This is a genomic window from Marinobacter sp. L-13, from assembly GCF_056857715.1.
This window is the reverse complement of sequence record NZ_JBSXNQ010000057.1, coordinates 86511-108227: the sequence shown is the minus strand read 5'-3', so window position 1 is coordinate 108227 and position 21717 is coordinate 86511. Positions and strand designations below refer to the sequence as shown.

Here is a 21717-nt window from a genome sequence, read left to right as displayed (position 1 = left end):
GGTCAACCGGTTAGCGAGCTAATCCATACTTTATTTATGGTGTGAAGTGGTCTATGTTTTATGGTGATCGTACGTCTTGCCCGCTCCCGAAGCGGGCGCCGAATTACAATGAACAGAAAAAAGGAAGAACTCACATGACACTGAAACTTAAAGCCTCCGCATTCGCTGTCGCTGCCGCAGTCAGCCTGGGCGCTGCTTCAACCTCCGTTTCCGCCCAGGAGCAGCGCTTCGTGACCATCGGCACCGGCGGTGTAACCGGCGTTTATTACCCGGCTGGCGGTGCTATCTGTCGTCTGGTGAACATGGACCGTAAAGAGCACGGTATTCGCTGCTCTGTGGAGAGTACCGGTGGTTCCGTCTACAACCTGAATGCCATCCGCCAGGGCGAGCTCGATCTGGCAGTTGCCCAGTCCGACTGGCAGTACCATGCCTACAATGGCACCAGCCAGTTCAAGGATGATGGTGCTAACAAAGATCTCCGCGCGGTCTTTTCTCTGCATCCGGAACCGTTCACTGTTGTTGCCAGCAAGGGCTCAGGCATCAAAACCTTTGAAGACCTGGAAGGCAAGCGGGTATCTGTCGGCAACCCCGGTTCAGGGCAGCGCGCCACTGCTGAAGTCCTGATGGATGAGATGGGCTGGACGCTGGACAAGTTCTCACTGGCTGCCGAAATCAAGGCCGCGGAGCAGTCCCAGGCCCTGTGTGACGGTAACATTGATGCCTTCTTCTACACGGTTGGCCACCCCTCTGGTGCAATCAAGGAAGCGACCACCTCCTGTGACAGTGTACTGGTTAACGTTGATAACGCTGCCACACAGAAGCTGATCGACGAAAACCCGTACTATCGTAAGGCAGTCATCCCTGGTGGTATGTATCGTGGCAGTGACGATGACGTTACCACCTTCGGCGTTGCGGCAACCTTTGTGTCATCCACTGATGTGCCCGATGACGTTGTTTACGCGGTTGTGAAGGCTGTTTTCGAGAACTTCGACAGCTTCAAGCGCCTGCATCCTGCATTTGCCAACCTGAACAAGGAAGAAATGGTCTCTGATGCCCTGAGTGCGCCTCTGCACCCGGGTGCTGCCAAGTACTACAAAGAAGCTGGTCTGATCGACTGATCTGCCTGCACTCCGTCACAGCGGGCTCAAGCCCGCTGTGACGCCCTTTCAGAGATTGATTTTTACGTACGGGACTAATTTATGGCGACGAGCGATCCGGCTAACGGAGCTGGTGCTGGTGGTAGCAGTAATGTAGACCAGATCCTGCAGACTGAAACCGGGGGCAGGGCGACCAGCGGATATGCTGCGGTTATTCTTTTTATCGTTCCCCTGGTGTGGTCGTTGTTTCAGCTCTGGATTGCGTCACCGCTGCCCTATATCTTCAATTTCGCAATCTTTAATTCCACGGAAGCGCGCTCGATCCATCTTGCGTTTGCCGTTTTCCTGGCGTTTTCTGCCTTCCCGATGATCAAGGGGCGGCATGTAAATATCGTCCCCATCTATGACTGGATTCTGGCGCTTGTTGCCGCTTTCTGCGCCTCATACCTCTACGTTTTTTACGAAGAGCTTTCAACGCGGCCCGGCGCGCCGATCACCCAGGATCTGTGGGTTGCGCTTATCGGTCTCGTGCTTTTGCTGGAAGCCACGCGTAGGTCGCTCGGGCTCCCGCTGACTATCGTTGCTGCGGTCTTCATCACATACTCGATTGCCGGCCCCTATATGCCGGATGTGATTGCCCATAAAGGCGTGAGCCTCAGTAAGCTGGCGTCGCACCAGTGGTTGGGCACTGAGGGCGTGTTTGGCGTTGCACTTGGGGTTTCCACGAGCTTCGTCTTTCTGTTCGTGTTGTTTGGCGCGCTGCTTGAGAGAGCAGGCGCCGGTAATTACTTTATTAAAGTCGCCTATGCCATGTTGGGGCATATGCGTGGTGGTCCCGCCAAAGCTGCGGTGGTTTCCAGTGGTTTAAGCGGCGTTATTTCCGGTTCGTCTATTGCCAACGTCGTCACTACCGGCACGTTCACCATTCCGCTGATGAAGCGGGTTGGTTTTCCGGCTACCAAGGCCGGCGCAGTGGAAGTGGCCGCATCAACCAACGGCCAGCTGACACCTCCCATCATGGGCGCGGCCGCTTTCCTGATGGTCGAATATGTGGGTATCTCCTACCTGGAGGTCATCAAGCACGCCATCCTCCCTGCGATGATTTCCTATGTGGCACTGATTTATATCGTGCACCTTGAGGCCTGCAAGCTGAACATGCAGGGCATTGAGCGTCTCAACAAGCCGACTCTTGCCCAGCGGATGCTGAATTGGGTCGTTATCCTCATCGGCCTGAGTGTGCTGACCCTGGTGGTGTATTACGGGATCGGCTGGACGAAAACGCTTTTCGGTGAAGCGGCGATGTGGGTGTTGGCACCTTTGCTGGTGCTGATCTATATCGGCCTGGTTGGCTATGCCACCCGATTTCCGGAACTCGAGGAAGACGATCCGGATAAGGACATGGGCGAATTGCCGCCGGTTGGCCCAACTGTAAAGACCGGGCTGTACTTTCTTCTGCCCGTTGTAGTGCTGGTCTGGTGCCTTACTGTTGAGCGTTTCTCGCCACAGCTGTCGGCGTTCTGGGCCACGCTGTTCATGATTTTCATTGTTGTTACACAGCGACCGTTGAAGGCCTTTTTCTACAAGCACGGCAACTTCCTCACTGCGTTCAAGGATGGCGTGTTTGATCTTGCGCATTCGCTCGCCACCGGTGCCCGAAACATGGTGGGTATTGGCGTGGCAACTGCCACCGCCGGTATCGTGGTGGGTACGGTTACCCTGACCGGTATTGGCCTGGTGATGACCGAATTTGTCGAGTTCCTGTCTGGCGGCAACCTGCTGCTGATGCTGATCTTCACGGCCATTATCAGCCTGATCCTCGGCATGGGTTTGCCGACCACTGCCAACTACATCGTTGTGTCCACGCTGATGGCGCCGGTAATCGTCACTCTGGGCGCCCAGAATGGGCTGATCGTGCCGCTGATTGCGGTGCATCTGTTTGTGTTCTACTTTGGCATTCTGGCGGACGATACGCCGCCCGTGGGGTTGGCGGCTTATGCCGCCGCTGCCATATCCGGCGCCGATCCCATACGAACGGGTATCCAGGGCTTCACCTACGACATCCGTACGGCGATCCTCCCGTTCATGTTTATTTTCAATACCCAGTTGTTGCTCATTGGGTTGACCGGATGGTTTGACCTGCTGGTTACGATCTTCAGTGCAGTCACTGCGATGCTGGTCTTTTCCGCGGCCACGCAGGGGTTCTGGTTTACCAAGAGCTATAAGTGGGAATCGCTGTTATTGCTGCTGATTACGTTCACCATGTTCCGGCCCGGCTTCTGGTGGGATATGGTTTACCCGCCCACGGCAGATCGGCCCGGCGCCGAGATCATGGAGTATGTTGAGGATGTGCCAGCAGACAAACCGATTGTCCTGAAGGCTTCCGGGATGACGATTGACGGCGACGAGGTGACCACCTATGTGCGGCTTGAGATTCCCGCTGGCGACACGCCCGAGCAACGTCTGATGGACGCCGGCCTTGAACTCAGCCCGGATGGCGAAAAGATGGCGGTAGACTTCGTTGGTTTCGGTAGCCCGGCGGAGGATGCTGGCATCCAGTTTGGCTGGACCATCGATGCCGTGCAGGTTGACCTGGAACGGCCGCCAAAAGAGCTGATGTTCATTCCTGCTCTGGTGTTACTCGGCCTTCTGGCGTTTGGTCAGTTGCGTCGGCGGGCCAGGGAGGAAGCCGCCGGCCAGCCAGCCTGACGCCACACCTGTCCGTGCAAACCCGGCATTAACCTGCCGGGTTTTTTTCTGTTAGACTTCGCCTCGAAGCGGCCCGCGGTTTGTATCGCGCCGTGCCGTCACCATGTGGTCTCTGGTATAGATCACCGCTGAGTAACCAACAGGAGCCTTTCATGCCCGTCGTAACCCTGCCCGATGGTAGCCATCGCAGTTTTGCCGAACCCGTAACCGTTCATGATGTCGCCGCCGATATCGGCGCTGGCCTTGCCAAAGCCGCCCTTGCCGGAAAGGTGGATGGCCAGCTCGTGGACACCAGTTATCGCATCGAAAACGATGCCGAGCTGGCAATCGTCACCGAGCGTGATGAAGACGGCGTTGATATCATTCGCCATTCTACGGCGCACTTGATGGCCATGGCTGTCCAGGAACTGTTTCCAGGAGCCCAGGTCACCATTGGCCCGGTTATCGACAATGGCTTCTACTACGACTTCAAGTACGACCGCCCGTTCACCAATGAGGATCTGGCGCGGATCGAGAAGCGGATGGAAGAGCTCTCCAAACAGGACTTGCCGGTTTCTCGCTCCATCATGTCCCGCGATGAGGCGATCAAGCTCTTTGAGGATATGGGCGAAGAATACAAGGTCCGTATCATTCAGGACATTCCCGGCGATGAGGACCTTTCATTTTACAGCCAGGGCGATTTTATCGACCTGTGCCGCGGTCCCCACGTTCCCAGCACCGGCAAGCTGAAGGCCTTCAAACTGACCAAGGTGGCCGGCGCGTATTGGCGTGGCGACACCAGCAATGAGCAGCTTCAGCGCGTGTACGGAACCGCCTGGGGTAACAAGAAAGATCTCAAAGCCTATTTGCACCGTCTGGAAGAGGCCGAGAAGCGGGATCACCGGAAGGTCGGCAAGAAGCTTGGCTTGTTCCATATGCAGGAAGAAGCACCGGGCATGGTTTTCTGGCACCCGGATGGCTGGTCGCTGTATCAGGAAGTTGAGCAATACATGCGCCGCAAGCAGCAGGAGCATGGCTACAAGGAGATCAAGACACCACAGGTGGTGTCACGGACCCTGTGGGAGAAGTCAGGGCACTGGGACAAGTTCAAGGACGACATGTTCACCACCGAGTCGGAGAAGCACGACTACGCCATCAAGCCCATGAACTGTCCCTGCCACGTGCAGGTCTTCAACCAGGGTCTGAAAAGCTACAAGGATCTGCCCCTGAGACTGGCGGAATTCGGCTCCTGCCACCGGAACGAGGCCTCCGGGGCGCTGCATGGACTGATGCGTGTTCGGGGCTTTACCCAGGACGATGCCCACATTTTCTGCGAAGAAGATTCTATTCAGCAGGAAGTCTCGGCATTTATTGAAATGCTGCACGAGATCTACACAGACTTCGGGTTTACCGAAATCCTGTACAAGCTCTCATCCCGTCCGGAAAAACGGGTTGGCTCCGATGAGGTCTGGGACAAGGCGGAAGCCGCCCTGGAAGAAGCGTTGAATCGCGAAGGGGTAGACTGGGAATTGCTGCCAGGCGAAGGCGCCTTCTACGGACCCAAAATCGAGTTCTCGCTGAAAGACTGTATCGGACGGGTATGGCAGTGTGGCACTATTCAGGTGGACTTCTCGATGCCGGGTCGTCTGGGTGCGCAGTATGTTGCCGATAATTCCGAGCGGAAGACCCCGGTCATGCTGCACAGGGCGGTATTGGGATCCTTTGAACGTTTTATTGGTATCCTGATCGAGGAATACGAAGGTGCATTCCCGACCTGGCTGGCGCCGACTCAGGTGGCTATCCTCAATATCACCGATAATCAGCGTGATTATTGTCAGAATCTGGCGAAAAAGTGGGATTCTTTGGGCTATAGGGTTAATGCTGACTTGAGAAACGAGAAGATCGGCTTTAAAATCCGCGAGCATACTCTTAACAAGGTTCCCTACCTTGTCGTTGTCGGTGACAAAGAAGTCGACAACAACGCCGTTGCGGTGAGAACCCGCAAGGGCGAAGATTTGGGAACTTTATCGCTTGAAGCGTTTGAGCAATTCTTAAGTGAAGATGTTGAACGCAAGGGCAAAACAAAGACGGAGATCTGATTATTAAACAGCGAGCGAATCGGGGTGGGCGCACACCAAAGGCGCCTATCAATGAGAATATTGACGCAACCGAAGTCCGACTGATTGACGCAGAAGGCAATCAGGTCGGTGTAGTACCAATAGAGGATGCTCTCAAGCAAGCAGAAGAGGCATCTCTTGACCTGGTCCAGGTTACGGATTCCGATCCGATCGTCTGTAAGATAATGGACTACGGCAAGAAAATCTTCGACGAGAAGAAGGCCAAGGCGGCTGCCAAGAAAAAGCAGAAGCAGACGCAGGTCAAAGAGCTTAAGTTCCGTCCAGGAACTGAAGAAGGGGATTATCAGGTCAAACTACGCAACCTGGTACGTTTCCTTGAAAACGGGGACCGCGGCAAAATCACTATCCGCTTCCGTGGCCGTGAGATGGCACACCAGGAAATTGGTATGCAGCTCATGCAGCGCATAGAAGCAGATATTGAAGAGCTTGCCCAGGTAGAGATGCGGCCGAAAATGGAAGGCCGGCAGATGACCATGGTTGTGGCGCCCCGCAAGAAGAAGTGAACCTGATCGGGTGCTTGTCCCCCGCGCATGCGGGGGATTTGTCGTTCAGGGGCACATTATTGTTTATTTAAAAATAGAATGCGGAGTTTTAAAAAATGCCTAAGATGAAAACCAAAAGCGGAGCCACCAAGCGGTTCAAGAAAACCGCCACCGGCTTCAAGCACAAGCAGTCCTTCACCAGTCACATCCTGACCAAGAAGAGCCCGAAGCGTAAGCGTCAGCTGCGCGGCACCAAGCTCATCGCCAAGTCGGATGTTGCATCTATCAAGCGTATGACCGCGTGCTGATCCAGCCGCGAGTATCATTCCTTAGAAAGTACAGGTAGAAGGATTAAAGTATGGCTCGTGTAAAACGTGGTGTGGTCGCACGCCGTCGTCACAAAAAGATTCTCAATCAGGCCAAAGGTTACTACGGCGCTCGTAGCCGGGTATTCCGTGTAGCCAAGCAAGCGGTTATCAAGGCCGGTCAGTACGCCTACCGTGACCGTCGTAACCGCAAGCGTGCTTTCCGCGCTCTGTGGATTGCCCGTATCAATGCTGGTGCCCGCGCTAACGGTCTGTCTTACAGCCGTCTGATCGCTGGTCTGAAAAAGGCTAACGTTGAAATCGATCGTAAGGTTCTGGCCGATCTGGCCATGAACGAGCAGCAGGCGTTTGCCGCTGTTGTTGAGAAGGCCAAAGCGTCCCTGTGATCGCTTAGCTCTTTCATCGATTGCTGATCGATATGGGCGTCTCATGATTTCATGACGGCGCCTCCTGATAGGGGAAGGGCACGCTCTTCCCCTATTTTTGTTTTTGAAGTTACGTTTTTAAGCACTTCCATTTCTGGTTTGGAGCAGGGTCAATGGAAAACCTGGAGCAACTGGTTCAGGACGGGCTGGCAGCAGTTGATAGCGCCGACAGCCTGCAGGCACTTGATCAAATTCGTGTTGAGTATCTTGGCAAGAAGGGTGTGATTACCCAGCAGGCGAAAACTCTGGGCAAGCTTTCTGCTGAGGAGCGCCCTGCCGCCGGCCAGAAAATCAATGAAGCCAAGGGGCAGGTCGAAGAAGCCATCAATGCCCGGCGAAGCGATCTTGAACGTGCCGCCATCGAGCAGAAACTTGCCAGTGAATCCATTGATGTGACTCTGCCTGGCCGTGGTCAGGACCTGGGTGGATTGCACCCGGTTACCCGCACCCTCCAGCGGATCGAGCATTTCTTCGCCCGGGCCGGCTATACCGTCGAGCAGGGGCCCGAGATCGAAGACGATTACCACAACTTCGAGGCCCTCAACATCCCTGGCCATCACCCTGCTCGCGCGATGCACGATACGTTCTATTTTAACCCGGGCACCCTGCTGCGAACTCACACTTCGCCGGTACAGATTCGAACCATGGAAGCGGGCAAGCCACCATTCCGGATGATCTGCCCGGGCCGGGTTTACCGCTGTGATTCGGATATGACGCACACCCCCATGTTCCACCAGGTGGAGGGGTTGCTGGTCGAGAAAAATGTCAGCTTCGCGGATCTCAAAAGTACTGTTGAAGAATTCCTGCGAGTGTTCTTTGAGCGGGACCTTCAGGTCCGCTTTCGGCCCTCCTATTTCCCGTTTACGGAGCCCTCCGCAGAAGTGGACATTGAATGGGGTCGGGAAGCCGATGGCAGCATCAAGTGGCTTGAAGTCATGGGTTGCGGAATGGTGCATCCCAAGGTGTTTGAATATTGCGGAATCGATGCCGAGGAATACCGTGGCTTCGCATTCGGTCTGGGGGTAGAGCGCCTGGCCATGCTTCGTTATGGCGTTAACGATCTGCGCATGTTCTTTGAGAACGACCTGCGCTTCCTGCGACAGTTCCGTTAACAGGCAAGATCAAGGCATCCAACCAAACAGGCATAACCGCATCAGGACAAGGCAATAACCATGAAATTCAGTGAACAGTGGCTGCGCGAGTGGGTTAACCCGCAAATCGATACCCAGGAATTAATGGACCAGATCACCATGGCAGGTCTGGAAGTGGACGGTTTCGAGCCGGTGGCCGGTCAATTCAGCGGCGTGGTCGTTGGAGAAGTTCAGTCAGTAGGGCCACATCCTGATGCAGACAAGCTGCGGGTTTGCCAGGTCAGTGATGGTGCCTCCGAGGTTCAGGTGGTCTGTGGCGCTCCCAATGTCCGTGAAGGTATGAAGGTTCCTTTTGCCGTGGTGGGGGCGGTTCTGCCCGGTGATTTCAAAATCAAGAAGGCCAAGCTTCGCGGTCAGCCTTCTGAGGGCATGCTTTGTTCCGAGTCAGAGCTTGGGCTCTCCGATAATCACGATGGCCTGATGGAGCTCCCGGCGGACGCACCGGTGGGGCAGGACGTGGCCGATTACCTGAAGCTGAACGATGTCACCATTGATGTGGATCTGACTCCGAATCGCGCCGATTGCCTGTCTATCAAGGGTATCGCCCGTGAAGTGGGTGTTCTGAACAGCATGCTGGTCAACAGCCCGGCAATCGAGCCCGTGGAATCGGTGCACTCTGAAGTGCCTGATATCCGGGTGGAGGCGCCGGCAGGCTGCCCGCGGTACCTTGGCCGTATTCTGCGCAATGTGAACCTGCAGGCGGAATCGCCCCTGTGGATGCAGGAAAAGCTTCGCCGTTCAGGTATTCGCTCCATTGATGCCGCCGTGGATGTCACCAACTACGTCATGCTGGAACTAGGCCAGCCCATGCACGCCTTCGATCGTGACGAAATCCAGGGCGGGATCGTTGTCCGCATGGCGCGAATTGGTGAAAAGCTCGTTCTGCTGGATGGTCAGGAGGTCGAGCTCACCCAGGGAACGCTGGTGATCGCGGATCATGAGAAGCCGATTGCCATTGCCGGTGTCATGGGCGGTGAGCATTCCGGAGTCAGTCCGAAAACGCGGGACCTGGTGCTGGAATCCGCTTACTTCGATCCGATTACGCTGGCGGGCAAGGCTCGTCACTATGGTTTGCACACTGACGCATCGCACCGGTTCGAGCGAGGTGTTGACTATAAGTTGGCGCGGGATGCGATGGAGCGGGCCACCCGGTTGCTGATGGACATCGTTGGTGGTGAGCCTGGCGAAATCGTCGAAGTTGCCAGCGATGAGGATATTCCCGAGGATCGGGTTGTCGACCTGCGATCCCGCCGGCTTAACGATGTTCTGGGTATGGAAATTGATCGCACCACCGTCGAGGAGATCCTGACCAGGCTCGGCCTGCGGGTGGAAAAGCTCCTGAAAGACGGCTGGCGTGTCAGTGTGCCCAGCTTCCGCCCGGACATCTCTATTGAAGAAGACCTGATCGAGGAAGTCGGTCGAATTTATGGCTACAACAATCTGCCTGTAACCGAGCCTACGGGCTCACTCGGTCTGCGCCCGGAGCAGGAAGCTGTTCGCCCGGTATCGGCCATCCGCAACTTCTTTGTGGATCATGGGTACCAGGAGGCGGTGACCTACAGCTTTGTCGATCCTAAGGTTCAGCAACTGGTGGACCCCGATCGTCAGGGCATCGCGCTGGCCAATCCGATTTCTTCGGATCTGTCGGTGATGCGTACCAGCCTCTGGAGTGGCTTGTTGAAAACCGTGGCCCATAACCAGAATCGCCAGCAGCCGCGCATACGTCTGTTCGAAACCGGTCTGCGCTTCCTCCAGGAGGGCGAGCGGATTGATCAACAACCGATGTTGGCCGGTGTGGTGGTTGGCAGCCAGTATCCTGAAAACTGGGCAAACGGTCGCAGAACCGCGGATTTCTTTGATGTAAAAGGGGATTTGGAGAGTCTGTTCAGTCTGCTGGGCATTGAGATCCATTTTGTTGGCAGCCAGCATCCTGCGCTGCACCCGGGACAGACTGCAGAACTCATGCGCGACGGCGAGCACGTGGGCTGGCTGGGGACTCTGCATCCACAAGTTCAGAAAAATCTTGAACTTAATGGCACGATCCTGATGTTTGAGCTATTCTTGAATTCAATCGTTACCGGATATGTGCCTAATTTCAAAGAAATTTCAAAATTCCCGGAAGTTCGTCGGGATTTGGCTATTATTATCGGAAGCGAGGTAGCGTTCGCCGATGTGGAGCGTGTAGCGAGAAAGCATGCCGGCGAGCAGCTGACAGCGTTGCGTGCGTTCGATGTCTATGAGGGCGAGAGTCTGGGTGAGGGTAACCGAAGCCTGGCTCTGAGTCTGTTCTGGCAGCACCCCGAACGTACATTGAACGAGGATGAAGTGCATTCGCTCTTCAACGGTGTGATCGACGCATTGAAAGAAGAGCTGGGGGCAACACTGAGGAGTTGAGAGATGGCGGCTTTGACGAAAGCGGAAATGGCGGAGCGGTTGTACGAGGAATTGGGCCTGAACAAACGCGAAGCCAAGGAAATGGTAGAAGCTTTTTTCGATGAGATCAGAGGCGCTCTCAGCCACAACGAGCAGGTGAAGCTGTCGGGTTTCGGTAACTTCGATCTGCGGGACAAGAAGCAGCGGCCGGGACGGAACCCGAAAACCGGTGAAGAGATTCCGATCAGTGCACGGCGTGTCGTTACGTTTCGCCCGGGACAAAAACTAAAGCAAAAAGTAGAAGCGTATGCTGGAACCCAGTCATAACAACGAACTTCCCACCATTCCGGGGAAGCGTTATTTCACCATTGGTGAAGTAGCGGAGCTGTGTGCTGTGAAAGCACACGTCCTGCGGTATTGGGAGCAGGAGTTTCCGCAGCTGTCGCCGGTAAAGCGTCGGGGCAACCGTCGGTACTATCAACGGGCGGACGTTATTACCATCCGCCAGATTCGTAGCCTTCTCTATGACCAGGGCTACACTATCGGTGGCGCGAAGCAGAAGCTGAGCAGTCACGAGGTGAAAGACGATACCTCCCAGTACAAGCAGCTGATCCGGCAGATGATTACAGAGCTGGAAGAGGTGCTCGAGGTTCTCAACGCGCCGGTCAAATAATGCTTCCGAAGCTTTGAAGAAAAACCGGGATAGCGAGAAGCTGCCCCGGTTTTTTTATGCCTGCAGGTTTATTGCTTCTTGCAGGTCTTGATGCCCAGAATTGAATAGGCCGGGCAGTTGCCCACTGCGGCAGTGGCCAGAGGAACGATGCCAATCCAGCCCCAGGCGGTTTGTGGGCCCACAAATACGAGCGCCAGAAGTACAATGCCGACAATGGCGCGTATGATACGGTCCGCAGATCCCATATTGATGCTCATGATCCATTCTCCTTGGTTGATTTGAGGCAGTAAGGCCACTCTAACGCCTGCTCCCTGGCTGTTCAGTGATAAAGTCACACAAGGAAGGACACTGGATGAGCTAGTCTCGTTAACTATGGAAAAACTGACGTTGCAACACAGCATTCTTGAAACATTGCCGGAATCCCTTCGGCGGGACGCTTTGAACGGACTGCAGGCGATTCAATTTGAGAATGGAAAGGTGCTCTTTAGAGCGGGAGATCCGTGTCAGGGCCTTCCACTGGTGCTCCATGGCAGTGTAAAGGTTCAGATGACAGGGCTGTCGGGGAATAGCATCGTCCTGTACCGGATGGGCGCGGATGACATTTGCACGCTCTCGATCGGGTGCCTGATGACCGGTGACGGCTTTCGCGCAGAGGCCGTGGTTGAGGAGGATGCCAAAGTGTTGATGGTGCCCAGGGGGTTGTTCGATCGGCTCATGGACCAGTCCGCCGATTTCCGGCTGGGCATAATGGAGTCTTACGGTCGCCGCCTGAACGATCTGATGCTGCTGGTGGAGGAGGTTGCGTTCAGGCGAATGGACGAACGACTTCTTCACTGGCTTGAGGCAAGAGCCGGGCACCGCGCAATCACCATCACCCACCAGGAGCTTGCCATTGAGCTCGGCACAGCGAGAGAGGTGATAAGCAGGCTGCTCAAAGAGCTTGAGCGAAAGGGCAGGTTGCGTCTCGCGCGCGGCAAAATTGAATTTACGGGTTCGTTTGCCGAGTAAGTGCCTATAACAAAAAGCCCGGACCTTTCGGCCCGGGCTTTTTGTCGGAATCTGGTCGGGACGGTAGGATTTGAACCTACGACCCCTTGCACCCCATGCAAGTGCGCTACCAAGCTGCGCTACGCCCCGATTCGCTCTTTGCCACATCGAAACTTGAGAGTATTCTCAGTGGCTTAGCGGGAGCGAAGTCTACACGAGCCCATGGAAAAAATAAACATCCGACGGCGATTTTGATCGCAATTTTTAGCGTAGCTTGGTCTCCCGAAGTTTGAGGATGAATTCCGGTGGTTCGAAGGTATCCGCCCGGGCTGATTCCCAGTACTTATCGAACACAGTCAGGTCTGTTTTTCCCTCCAGCAGGGCCCCCGGTTCAAGGAACGGGAAAAGGTCCATGTAAGAGTGAACTTCGGTTTTAGACACCCGCCGGACAACGTGTTCCGGACCAAGCTCGGATGGATGCTTGAGCCCGGAAGCCTCAAGCAGGTTTTGCAGCGCGTCCAGAGTATTCTTATGGTAGTTGTACACCCGCTGGCTCTTGAGCTCCACGTCGAGCTTTTTGCCGCGCCTGGAGTCCTGGGTGGCCACGCCGCTCGGACAGCGCCCTGTGTGGCAACTGAGCGCCTGTATGCAGCCCAGGGAGAACATGTAGCCACGAGCCGCGTTGCACCAGTCCGCACCAAGGGCCAGAGTTCGGGCTATGTTGAAGGCCGAGGTGATCTTGCCCGCTGCGCCAATGGCGATGTCTTCCCGCAAATGGGTGCCGACCAGTGTGTTGTGAACCAGCAGAAGTGCCTCAGTCATGGGCATGCCAAGGCGGTTGATAAACTCCAGTGGAGCGGCTCCTGTGCCGCCTTCACCTCCGTCGACGACGATGAAATCAGGTTTTCGACCGGTTTCCAGCATGGCTTTGACGATGGCGAACCACTCCCAGGGGTGGCCAATGGCAAGCTTGAAGCCGACGGGCTTGCCGCCAGACAGTTCACGCAGGCGGTCGATGAACTCAAGCATCTCGATGGGGGTTGAGAACGCCGAATGACTGGCGGGAGAAACGCAGTCCTCACCCACCGAAACGCCCCGGGCTTCGGCGATCTCGGGAGTCACCTTGGCACCCGGCAAAATTCCGCCGTGGCCCGGTTTCGCACCCTGAGATAGTTTGAGTTCTATCATTTTGACCTGTTCAATCGTGGCGTTCTGCCGAAACATATCTTCGTTGAACGAACCGTCTTTGTGGCGACAGCCGAAGTACCCTGAGCCGATCTCCCAGACCAGATCGCCACCTGGCTGTCGGTGGTATCGGGAGATGGAGCCTTCTCCGGTGTCATGATAGAAACCGCCCATTCTGGCACCGGTATTCAGGCTCAGGATGGCGTTGGCGGAAAGCGAGCCAAAGCTCATTGCGGAAATATTGAACACACTGGCGTTGTAGGGTTTATCACAGTTCCTGCCGATCAGAATCCGGAAGTCACTGCTGTCGAGGCGGGTGGGAGCGAGTGAATGGTTCATCCACTCGAATCCCTCGTCATACATTCCGAGTTGGGAGCCAAAAGGGCGTTTGTCGAGGACATTCTTGGCTCGCTGATAAACGATCGTGCGTTGCTCCCGAGAGAAGGGGCGCTCCTCGGTGTCTGACTGGATAAAATACTGGCGGATTTCTGGCCCGACGGATTCGAGCAGGTACCGGAAGTTGGCCATGATCGGGTAATTCCGGCTGACCGTGTGCCGTCTTTGCAGCAGATCGTAGGTGCCCAGGGCCGTGAAAGCACCGAATATCAACGGAAAGACATAACCGGCATCCAGAGCTATGGCCAGACCAAGGGAAACGACAAAACCGATAATGCTCAGTGCATAGGCCGTATAGCGAAGCGGAAAGGTCTTGGTTTTTTCCATGGAATCCTCTGGTTGTCTGGCAAAACCGGCTCGAACAGCGCGGTAGGCAAAGAAGAGTTTAGTCGAACGACGCAGGATCCTGCATCGATTGGTCCGGACTTTGGCTGGTCCGTTGTCGATCATGGTCTATGATAATTATCAAGGCGGCTAAAATAATCGCGGTTTTGATGTTTTGAACTCAAAACATTATGATAACGCGCTTGTAATGTTTGAACTCCGATTCTGAATAAACGAATTATCAACTCAGGAGGCTCCAAAACGTGGGCAAGGTAGTCAAAGACGAATATTCGACGGACTACGTGGCCGGCCAGGACAATATCACACCGTTCGGGCTGGATCTTCACGCACCGGTATTTCCGATTACGGCAATACTGGTTGTTGCGTTCGTGATAGGGACCCTGATGTTTCCCGGCGAGGCGAAAGAGCTGCTGGATGGAACAAAATGGGACATTATCGCGACGTTTGACTGGTTTTTCCTGATCAGTGCCAACATCTTCGTAGTGGTGTGTTTGGCGTTGATCTTCCTGCCAATGGGTAAGGTCCGTATTGGCGGGCAGGACTGCAAACCTGAATTCTCTACTCTTTCGTGGTTCTGCATGCTGTTCGCAGCCGGCATGGGTATTGGCCTCATGTTCTGGGCCGTTGCCGAGCCGGTGGCCTACTACACAGGCTGGTACGAGACGCCATTCAACGTAGAAGCGAATACGGATGAGGCGCGCAATCTTGCAATGGGCGCGACGATGTACCATTGGGGCCTGCACCCTTGGGGCATCTATGCGATCGTTGCTCTTTCCCTGGCATTTTTTGCCTTCAATAAAAACATGCCGCTGACCATCCGCTCTGCTTTCTTCCCCCTGTTGAAGGATAAGGTGTGGGGCTGGCCTGGTCACGTGATCGATGTTCTGGCAGTTGTAGCCACTATCTTCGGTCTCGCGACGTCTCTCGGTTTCGGTGCTCAGCAGGCGGCTTCCGGCCTTAATTATCTGTTCGACACTGGCGCTGGTACCAATGTCCAGATGGCTATTATCGTCGGCGTTACAGCTCTTGCGCTGATCTCAGTACTCCGGGGGCTCGACGGCGGCGTTAAGATCCTGAGTAACATCAACATGGGCGTTGCCGGCGTTTTGCTGTTGTTCGTAATCTTCGCCGGCCCAACGATGACCATTCTGGAAACTCTCTGGGTAACTTCTTCTAACTATGTCGGCAATGCGTTGCAGCTCAGTAATCCGTTTGGCCGTGAAGACGAAGCCTGGTTCCAGGGCTGGACTGTCTTCTATTGGGCATGGTGGATTTCCTGGTCACCGTTCGTTGGCATGTTCATCGCACGTGTTTCCAAGGGACGCACCGTACGTGAGTTTGTTACCGCAGTGTTGATCGTTCCGACCGTCATTACAGTCGTATGGATGAGCGCTTTCGGTGGCGCCGCTATCGAACAGATCCAGCAAGGCATTGGTGAGTTGGCTGAGAACGGTCTGACCGAAGTTTCCCTCGCGACGTTCCAGATGTTTGCGAACCTGCCGCTGACCGGAATTCTGTCATTCGTCGGTATCGTTCTGGTGCTGGTGTTCTTCGTAACATCCTCGGATTCGGGCTCGCTGGTCATCGACAGCATTACTGCCGGTGGCAAGACTGATGCTCCGACCGCTCAGCGTGTGTTCTGGGTTGTCGCTGAGGGTGCGATTGCTGCTGCCCTGATCTTTGGCGGCGGTGAAGATGCACTTGGCGCGATTCAGGCAACCGCGATCAGTGCTGGTCTGCCGTTTACGGTGGTTCTGCTGATCATGACGTGGGGGCTTCTGAAAGGCCTCAGTCACGAGCGGCAACTCCTGATTGCCAGGGGCGAGCTCACCTAAGAGCGCTGTGAAAATAAAAAACCGGGGCTTGGCCCCGGTTTTTTTATGTCTGGAAGCACTCAGAAACTGGCGAACGTGTCCATGGCGAAACGGGAACGCTCCAGTGGTGTGAAGTGCGGGCGTTTCAGCGCTTCGATGGCTCGCAGGCGGGGCAGCAGCCCCCGACCGTTTGCCATCTGAATGGCGAGTCCGGGGCGTGCGTTCAGCTCCAGTAGTAACGGCCCTTCGTTGGCGTCGACCACCAGATCAACCCCCATGTAGCCGAGTCCGGTCGCTTCGTAGCAACGAGAGGCCATTTCCAGCATCTCGTCCCAGGCTTCAATCTGGATGTTTTCCAGAGCAAGACCGGTATCCGGGTGAAGTGTAATGGGACGGTTGAACTGAACTGCGTTCAGGCTCCGACCAGACCCGATATCAAGACCGACGCCGACGGCTCCCTGATGCAGATTGGCTTTACCGTCCGATGCGGTTGTCGCCAGTCTCAGCATGGCCATCACCGGGTAACCCTGAAACACCACAATACGGATGTCGGGCACACCCTGATGCGAATACTTTGCCAGTGAGGGAGCGGATTCCACCAGGTTCTCGACAATCGCAACGTCCGGAGTGCCTGCAAGAGAGTAGAGACCGGCCAGAATATTGGTCAGGTGACGCTCAAGGAATGAAGAATCGACACGGGAACCGGAAGCCTTGATGTAATCATCACCATCGCGCCCGGTAATCACCGTAATGCCTTTGCCGCCAGACCCCTTCGCCGGTTTTATCGCAAAGCCCTCAAGGTCTTCAGCCATCTCCCGGAAGTGGGATATTTCATGCTGTTGGCGGACAATCTGAAGCAGTTTGGGCGTTTTTACCCCGTATTCGGCAACCACCAGCTTGGTCTTCAGCTTGTTGTCCACCAGAGGGTACGACGAGCGCTCATTGTACCGGGAAATGTAGTCGACATTTCTCCGGTTCATATTGAGCATCCCGAGCCTCTTGAGAGATCGCGGTGAAATCCAGTCCATATCAGTCGTACGCCTTCATTGGCGTGAACCGTCGCAGCTCGCTGAGCTTGTAGCCGGTGTATTGGCCCATCAACAGGATCAGCCCGAGGATCACGAGGTGCAGCTCCGGGAAGTTGAAGGTCAGATGGCCAGCCAGAGGCGCGCTCATCAGCAGATAGGCGCAGATGGCCACGAACAGGCTGCCGGCACCCTGAACCATGACCTCGTGGGCGCCTTCTTCCTCCCAGAGGATGGACATGCGCTCAATCGTCCAGGCAATAATAACCATCGGGAAGAAAGTGACCGTCATGCCAGTGTTGAATCCCATCTGGTAACCGATAATGCTCAAGCCCGCGGTGATGAAAATAACCAGAATGATCAGGGCGGATATTCGAGACACCAGCAACAGGTTGAGACTGGACAGATAGCCGCGCATGAGCAGACCGATGGCGACAACCGACAGGAAAGCAATCAGCCCGGGCACCAGAGTTGTCTGGACGAAGGCCACGGCGATGAGCACGGGCATGAAAGTGCCAGAGGTACGAATGCCGATGACGATCCGCATGAAGGCCACCATGAGTGCACCGAGTGGCAGCAACAGCAGCATCCGGAACATGCTTTGTTCTTCAATGGGCAGTTCATAGAAGCTCAGGAAACCGAGGCCGTTGGAGGCGGATTCCATGGTCGCCAGTTGCAGGGCCGGAACAGTTTGCCGGAGCATGGAGAAGCTCACCTCGGAGTTTTCCCCGCCCACGACATCCAGCAAAGAAGCAGAGCCCTGGCGCCAGAGCAACAGATCGTCAGGTACGCCCTGTTCAGCGGTTTTCGGGTTGAAGGTGAGCCACTGTTTGCCATTGTAGATTTGCAGGTAGGGCATCAGCTGTTGCCGCCTGCGCGCATCCTCAAGCCTGAGGCCGTCGGCTATCCTGGCAGCGATACCGCTATGATTGAGCATATCGACCAGAAGGTCCAGGTAGTTCTCTTCCGAGACCAGCAGGGTGGTGTTCTGGGTGCGGGTGTCGGGCTGCATCAGCCGGATAAGCTCTCGGGTCATGCTTTCTGGAGTACTCGAACGGGCCCTGGCCTGGTCCAGTATTTCCTGAACGGCTGTGGCTTCGGGTTCCTCCCAAAAGGTCCTCGGTGTTTTCGGTTCCCGCACGGGAATTTCCGGTTGAGCGTTAGCGTCCGGAATAAACTGGGCTTTGAAGTACAGTGTCTGCGGTCCGGAGACTTCCCGCTTGCTCCATTCCGCCCGGCGGCTTCCCGAGCTGTCGATGATAGAAAAGCCGTAGCCAGGTGATGCAGCCTGCTCGGTAAGGATACGGAATCCCGGGGGTTGCTCGGGTATGTTGAGGCTGGCAAGCACTGATCCGTCGCCGGCGTCAAAATCGATTCGGGCCTCGACCATCCAGACAGGACGCTGCTCGCCTGTCAGCCAGGGTATGCCAAGCTCAATGTGTCTCCAGACAGCAAGCGAAATGCCCGCTGCGATGAGGAGAAAAACGGCAATATAAAACGGCAGGCGCGAGCGGGTGGTCACGATTCGTTCCCGTTGCTTTTGCGGATGGATTCAGGCAATTCGGTGGCGTACTCCTTGCCGACATCGACCAGCATTACGTCACGCAGAATATTGCGGCCGATCAGAACTTCGTAGGTCAGGTTTGTTCTGTCGGCAAGTGTGAACTCGGCTACCTGCCGATGGTCGCCAATAAAGAACTGGAGTTCGACAACAACACGGCGCTCAGCCTCGTCCGCGCTGGCCTGAATAACCCGGACACGACGGGAGATTTCTTTCTCCAGGGTCACGAACTTGTCGGCGCCGGGAACGGGTACATCAAACCGCACCCAGTTGCTGCCATCCCGCTCAAACCGGGTGATGTTGCGTGCGTCGATGGAGGAAGTTTCGGCGCCGCTGTCGATTCGAGCTTTGTAGATCAAGCCGGGGTCCGCGAGGTAGAAATTCTCTACCTCACCGACAATGACTTTCCCCTTGAGGCGATCAGCGCGGCCTTTTGAGTTGTCTGTTGCGGGGCACTGCTTCTGGACCTGAACGGGCGGACATTCGGGCTTTTCTACCTGGGTGGCGATCGCGTCCAGTATGGTTTGAGTCGATGAGCGGGTCTGGGCAACGGCTTGCTCGTGTCGAGTCGCTGCATTCTCTTCCATGGTAACGAGAGTCGCACGCTGGCTCTTGACGGATCCCTGAAGCTCATTGAGGTCTGTTTTGGGAACCATGAAATAACGGTCTGCCGAACATCCCGTCAGTGTGAGGATGCCTGCGAGTGCGATGAAGGAAGGTTTAGGCAGTCCAGCCCGAAAACATTTCAAACCCATGAATAACCCCTGAGCTGGCAGCCTGTCATACCCGAGTGGGAACGGTGATGACGGTCTGTGCATGTGAAACCGGATAAAAACGGAATGGAAGTATACAACATCCAACCTGTGTGGTTGATTTACAGATGGTTAAGGGGCAGTAGTGTTTACCGTGACAGGAAATGTCCTTCACCGAGCACGGTTTCAGCACGCAGGTATTCCTGAATAACGGGGGAGCAATTGAGGTAGAAAAGCAGCAGTTCGCGCTGCACATCCTGATCCTGAATTCGGGCGGCAAAACTGATCAGTTCCCGGATGTTCTCGTCGCTTTCGGCACTGCTGGAAGGCATCCCGAAACTCTTTCCGTACCGGGTTTTAAGCAGGCTGGTGAGGCGCTCGAGGTGAAACTCGCCAGTGTGGGTAATGTGCGGCAGGATTCTGAATGCTTCCTTGTTCCGGGATGCGCCTGTACCGAACAATCCGGATTGGCTGTCCTGACTGGAGCCGTCATCGTGGAGAAACTCCGCCCCCAGCTTTCGCCACAATTCTTTCAGCATGATCTGTTATCCATTTCTGATCCCGTCCGTGCCCGTCATACGGTTACCAAAGGGTAATAACCACTTGGCGGGTGAACATTTTACCCTTTTAGACGATATTACGTTGGGCGTCCAGAGCTAGATGCCCGGGCTTCGAATTATTGCCAAACAGTCGTGGTCCTTACCGGCAGCACCAGTCAACTTGACGGTGCGCCGGGCAAAAGGTTCCCTGCGTGGGTTAGACTGTGTTCAAGCAGAATCGTACCGATCATTCATCTGAAGAGAGTTTTAATGGGAGTATTGCCAGGTGCCTGAAGCCATCATGGAACAGATGTTGTCCCGTCCTGATCTGATGGCGGCGCTGATGGTTGTTTTGATTCTTCTGATCGTTCTGAAAGGGCTTTGGGGCAGGAATGGTCGACTTGAGCAGGACGTCGAACATTGGAGGCAGCATGCCGCAAGCCTTGAGAACCGACTGGCCGGGCTTGAGTCGGAGCTGGAGAGCCGGAAAGAGCGCTTTGCGCAGGTGGAAAGCGAACGTCAGACCCTGAGGGCAAAGGCGGAAGAGCTGTCCGAAGCGCTGGGTGAGGCCCGCATGTCGCTCCGGGAGCAGGAAGTGACAATTGATAAGGAGCGCCGTTCAGCCAGTGAGAAGCTGGAGCTGCTTGAGCGTAACCGTGACGCCCTGAAGCAGGAGTTTGAAAACCTTGCCAACAAGATTTTCGAGCAGAAGAGCGAGCGTTTCAGCCAACAGACACGAACCAGCCTGGATACCCTGCTTAATCCGTTCAGGGATCAGCTGCAGGACTTTCGAAAGCGCGTCGAGGACGTGTATACCAATGAAACCCGGGACCGTCAGGCCCTGCGCAGTGAGATCAAATCACTACAGGACCTGAACCGACAGATCACTGAAGAAGCCGCCAATCTGACCCGCGCACTGAAGGGTGACAAGAAAATCCAGGGCAACTGGGGTGAGCTGATTCTCGAGCGTGTACTGGAAAAGTCCGGCCTTCGTAAGGGCGTTGAATACGACACCCAGGGCAGTTATCGGGACAGCGATAATCAGCTGTATCGGCCGGATGTCATCGTGCATCTGCCAGACAACCGTAACCTGATCATTGATTCCAAGGTGTCGTTGGTGGCTTATCAGCAGTGGGTCACGGAAGACGAGGATTCCGTGGTCAGGGAAGAGGCTTTGAAACAGCATGTTGAGGCCGTTCGAAATCACATCCGTACGTTGAGTGAAAAGGACTATAGCCAACTGCATGGCCTTCATTCGCCGGATTTCGTGCTTTTGTTCATGCCAATCGAGCCTGCCTTTGTGGCGGCGTTTCAACAGGACGAGAACCTTTTCGCAGAAGCCTTTGAGCGAAAGATTATTGTGGTAACTCCAACAACCTTGTTGGCAACATTGAGAACAATCGAAAACATCTGGCGTTATGAGCGTCAGAGCCAGAATGCCCGACGAATCGCCGAGCGGGCAGGCGCGGTTTATGACAAACTCAGGGTGTTCGTGGAAGCGATGGAACGCCTCGGCACCCAGTTGCATACCGCCCAGGGAACCTACGACTCGGCCATGAACACCCTGACCCGCGGGCGGGGTAACCTGATCTCGCAGGCCAATCGCTTTGTTGAGCTGGGTGTTCGGGTCAAGAAAGAATTGCCCAAGGGGATCATGGATCAGGCGGAAGTGGACGGTTCCGACGAATTCCTTCATTCCGGGGACGACGACCGGCCTGATTCTGAGGAGCAGGCGATTGGTGCAGATAACGAGCAGGAGTAGA

The 21717-nt window shown here is 55.3% G+C and carries 19 protein-coding genes and 1 tRNA gene; 13 read left to right on the top strand and 7 right to left on the bottom strand.

Annotated elements, in window-relative coordinates; genetic code table 11:
* Positions 1-134 precede the first annotated feature (134 nt).
* From AC13DD_RS12795 to AC13DD_RS12750, 10 genes are all read left to right on the top strand, one after another.
* On the top strand, positions 135-1118 hold the full coding sequence (locus AC13DD_RS12795; protein ID WP_008170494.1) for a TAXI family TRAP transporter solute-binding subunit: 984 nt from the start codon (positions 135-137) through the stop codon (positions 1116-1118).
* A gap of 81 nt (positions 1119-1199) precedes the next feature.
* Complete coding sequence (locus AC13DD_RS12790; protein ID WP_008170492.1) at positions 1200-3803, top strand: TRAP transporter permease; 2604 nt, start codon at positions 1200-1202, stop codon at positions 3801-3803.
* A 152-nt stretch (positions 3804-3955) separates the two neighbouring features.
* A complete protein-coding gene (gene thrS, locus AC13DD_RS12785; protein WP_482931249.1) occupies positions 3956-5881 on the top strand; it encodes a threonine--tRNA ligase in 1926 nt (641 codons plus the stop codon).
* Positions 5878-6423 (top strand): translation initiation factor IF-3, encoded by a 546-nt coding sequence (gene infC, locus AC13DD_RS12780; RefSeq protein WP_075267677.1) that lies wholly within the window; start codon positions 5878-5880, stop codon positions 6421-6423. Before thrS ends, infC begins: the two co-directional genes overlap by 4 nt.
* A gap of 95 nt (positions 6424-6518) precedes the next feature.
* Positions 6519-6710, top strand: a complete 192-nt coding sequence (gene rpmI / locus AC13DD_RS12775) for a 50S ribosomal protein L35 (RefSeq protein WP_007151842.1) — start codon at positions 6519-6521, stop codon at positions 6708-6710.
* A 50-nt stretch (positions 6711-6760) separates the two neighbouring features.
* Positions 6761-7114, top strand: coding sequence for a 50S ribosomal protein L20 (gene rplT / locus AC13DD_RS12770; RefSeq protein ID WP_008170485.1), 354 nt, complete (start codon positions 6761-6763; stop codon positions 7112-7114).
* A gap of 152 nt (positions 7115-7266) precedes the next feature.
* Positions 7267-8265: a phenylalanine--tRNA ligase subunit alpha gene (gene pheS, locus AC13DD_RS12765; RefSeq protein WP_008170484.1), complete on the top strand. Its 999-nt coding sequence runs from the start codon at positions 7267-7269 to the stop codon at positions 8263-8265.
* A 60-nt stretch (positions 8266-8325) separates the two neighbouring features.
* Entirely contained in the window at positions 8326-10698 is a 2373-nt protein-coding gene (gene pheT, locus AC13DD_RS12760) for a phenylalanine--tRNA ligase subunit beta (protein WP_008170483.1), read from the top strand.
* Between the two features lie 3 nt (positions 10699-10701).
* Complete coding sequence (gene ihfA / locus AC13DD_RS12755; RefSeq protein ID WP_007151838.1) at positions 10702-11004, top strand: integration host factor subunit alpha; 303 nt, start codon at positions 10702-10704, stop codon at positions 11002-11004.
* Positions 10985-11350 carry a MerR family transcriptional regulator gene (locus AC13DD_RS12750; RefSeq protein WP_008170477.1) on the top strand — a complete coding sequence of 122 codons (366 nt, stop codon included), beginning with the start codon at positions 10985-10987 and terminating at the stop codon, positions 11348-11350. Before ihfA ends, AC13DD_RS12750 begins: the two co-directional genes overlap by 20 nt.
* 68 nt (positions 11351-11418) lie before the next feature.
* Here the strand turns inward: AC13DD_RS12750 and AC13DD_RS12745 are convergent, their stop codons facing one another.
* Positions 11419-11607, bottom strand: a complete 189-nt coding sequence (locus AC13DD_RS12745) for a YgaP family membrane protein (RefSeq protein WP_053114790.1) — start codon at positions 11605-11607, stop codon at positions 11419-11421.
* Between the two features lie 115 nt (positions 11608-11722).
* Between AC13DD_RS12745 and AC13DD_RS12740 the strand changes: the two genes are divergently transcribed.
* On the top strand, positions 11723-12358 hold the full coding sequence (locus AC13DD_RS12740; RefSeq protein ID WP_273071084.1) for a Crp/Fnr family transcriptional regulator: 636 nt from the start codon (positions 11723-11725) through the stop codon (positions 12356-12358).
* A 52-nt stretch (positions 12359-12410) separates the two neighbouring features.
* On the opposite strand, the gene AC13DD_RS12735 is transcribed toward AC13DD_RS12740, so the two are convergent.
* Positions 12411-12487 (bottom strand) — tRNA-Pro (locus AC13DD_RS12735).
* A 114-nt stretch (positions 12488-12601) separates the two neighbouring features.
* Entirely contained in the window at positions 12602-14245 is a 1644-nt protein-coding gene (locus AC13DD_RS12730) for an FMN-binding glutamate synthase family protein (RefSeq protein WP_273071086.1), read from the bottom strand.
* Between the two features lie 260 nt (positions 14246-14505).
* On the opposite strand from AC13DD_RS12730, the gene AC13DD_RS12725 reads away from it, so the two are divergent.
* A complete protein-coding gene (locus AC13DD_RS12725; protein WP_339621118.1) occupies positions 14506-16098 on the top strand; it encodes a BCCT family transporter in 1593 nt (530 codons plus the stop codon).
* A 59-nt stretch (positions 16099-16157) separates the two neighbouring features.
* On the opposite strand, the gene AC13DD_RS12720 is transcribed toward AC13DD_RS12725, so the two are convergent.
* The 4 genes from AC13DD_RS12720 to AC13DD_RS12705 form a co-directional block, all read right to left on the bottom strand.
* Positions 16158-17105, bottom strand: coding sequence for an alpha-L-glutamate ligase-like protein (locus AC13DD_RS12720; protein WP_041645124.1), 948 nt, complete (start codon positions 17103-17105; stop codon positions 16158-16160).
* A gap of 1 nt (position 17106) precedes the next feature.
* Positions 17107-18624: an inactive transglutaminase family protein gene (locus AC13DD_RS12715; protein WP_104270304.1), complete on the bottom strand. Its 1518-nt coding sequence runs from the start codon at positions 18622-18624 to the stop codon at positions 17107-17109.
* The gene (locus AC13DD_RS12710) at positions 18621-19319 is read right to left on the bottom strand and encodes an ATP-dependent zinc protease family protein (RefSeq protein ID WP_286802967.1); all 699 of its coding nucleotides are present in this window, start codon (positions 19317-19319) and stop codon (positions 18621-18623) included. The genes AC13DD_RS12715 and AC13DD_RS12710 overlap by 4 nt, the downstream gene beginning before the upstream one ends.
* A gap of 245 nt (positions 19320-19564) precedes the next feature.
* On the bottom strand, positions 19565-19954 hold the full coding sequence (locus AC13DD_RS12705; RefSeq protein WP_286802969.1) for a hypothetical protein: 390 nt from the start codon (positions 19952-19954) through the stop codon (positions 19565-19567).
* Positions 19955-20240: 286 nt separating this feature from the next.
* On the opposite strand from AC13DD_RS12705, the gene AC13DD_RS12700 reads away from it, so the two are divergent.
* The gene (locus AC13DD_RS12700; RefSeq protein WP_286802972.1) at positions 20241-21716 is read left to right on the top strand and encodes a DNA recombination protein RmuC; all 1476 of its coding nucleotides are present in this window, start codon (positions 20241-20243) and stop codon (positions 21714-21716) included.
* Position 21717 lies beyond the last annotated feature (1 nt).

Coding starts and splice junctions, on each gene's coding strand:
- AC13DD_RS12795 (WP_008170494.1), top strand. CDS start 135: ATGACACTGAAACTTAAAGCCTCCGCATTCGCTGTCGCTGCCGCAGTC.
- rplT (WP_008170485.1), top strand. CDS start 6,761: ATGGCTCGTGTAAAACGTGGTGTGGTCGCACGCCGTCGTCACAAAAAG.
- pheS (WP_008170484.1), top strand. CDS start 7,267: ATGGAAAACCTGGAGCAACTGGTTCAGGACGGGCTGGCAGCAGTTGAT.
- thrS (WP_482931249.1), top strand. CDS start 3,956: ATGCCCGTCGTAACCCTGCCCGATGGTAGCCATCGCAGTTTTGCCGAA.
- AC13DD_RS12750 (WP_008170477.1), top strand. CDS start 10,985: ATGCTGGAACCCAGTCATAACAACGAACTTCCCACCATTCCGGGGAAG.
- ihfA (WP_007151838.1), top strand. CDS start 10,702: ATGGCGGCTTTGACGAAAGCGGAAATGGCGGAGCGGTTGTACGAGGAA.
- AC13DD_RS12705 (WP_286802969.1), bottom strand. CDS start 19,954: ATGCTGAAAGAATTGTGGCGAAAGCTGGGGGCGGAGTTTCTCCACGAT.
- pheT (WP_008170483.1), top strand. CDS start 8,326: ATGAAATTCAGTGAACAGTGGCTGCGCGAGTGGGTTAACCCGCAAATC.
- AC13DD_RS12710 (WP_286802967.1), bottom strand. CDS start 19,319: ATGGTTCCCAAAACAGACCTCAATGAGCTTCAGGGATCCGTCAAGAGC.
- AC13DD_RS12720 (WP_041645124.1), bottom strand. CDS start 17,105: ATGGACTGGATTTCACCGCGATCTCTCAAGAGGCTCGGGATGCTCAAT.
- AC13DD_RS12730 (WP_273071086.1), bottom strand. CDS start 14,245: ATGGAAAAAACCAAGACCTTTCCGCTTCGCTATACGGCCTATGCACTG.
- AC13DD_RS12790 (WP_008170492.1), top strand. CDS start 1,200: ATGGCGACGAGCGATCCGGCTAACGGAGCTGGTGCTGGTGGTAGCAGT.
- rpmI (WP_007151842.1), top strand. CDS start 6,519: ATGCCTAAGATGAAAACCAAAAGCGGAGCCACCAAGCGGTTCAAGAAA.
- AC13DD_RS12740 (WP_273071084.1), top strand. CDS start 11,723: ATGGAAAAACTGACGTTGCAACACAGCATTCTTGAAACATTGCCGGAA.
- AC13DD_RS12745 (WP_053114790.1), bottom strand. CDS start 11,607: ATGAGCATCAATATGGGATCTGCGGACCGTATCATACGCGCCATTGTC.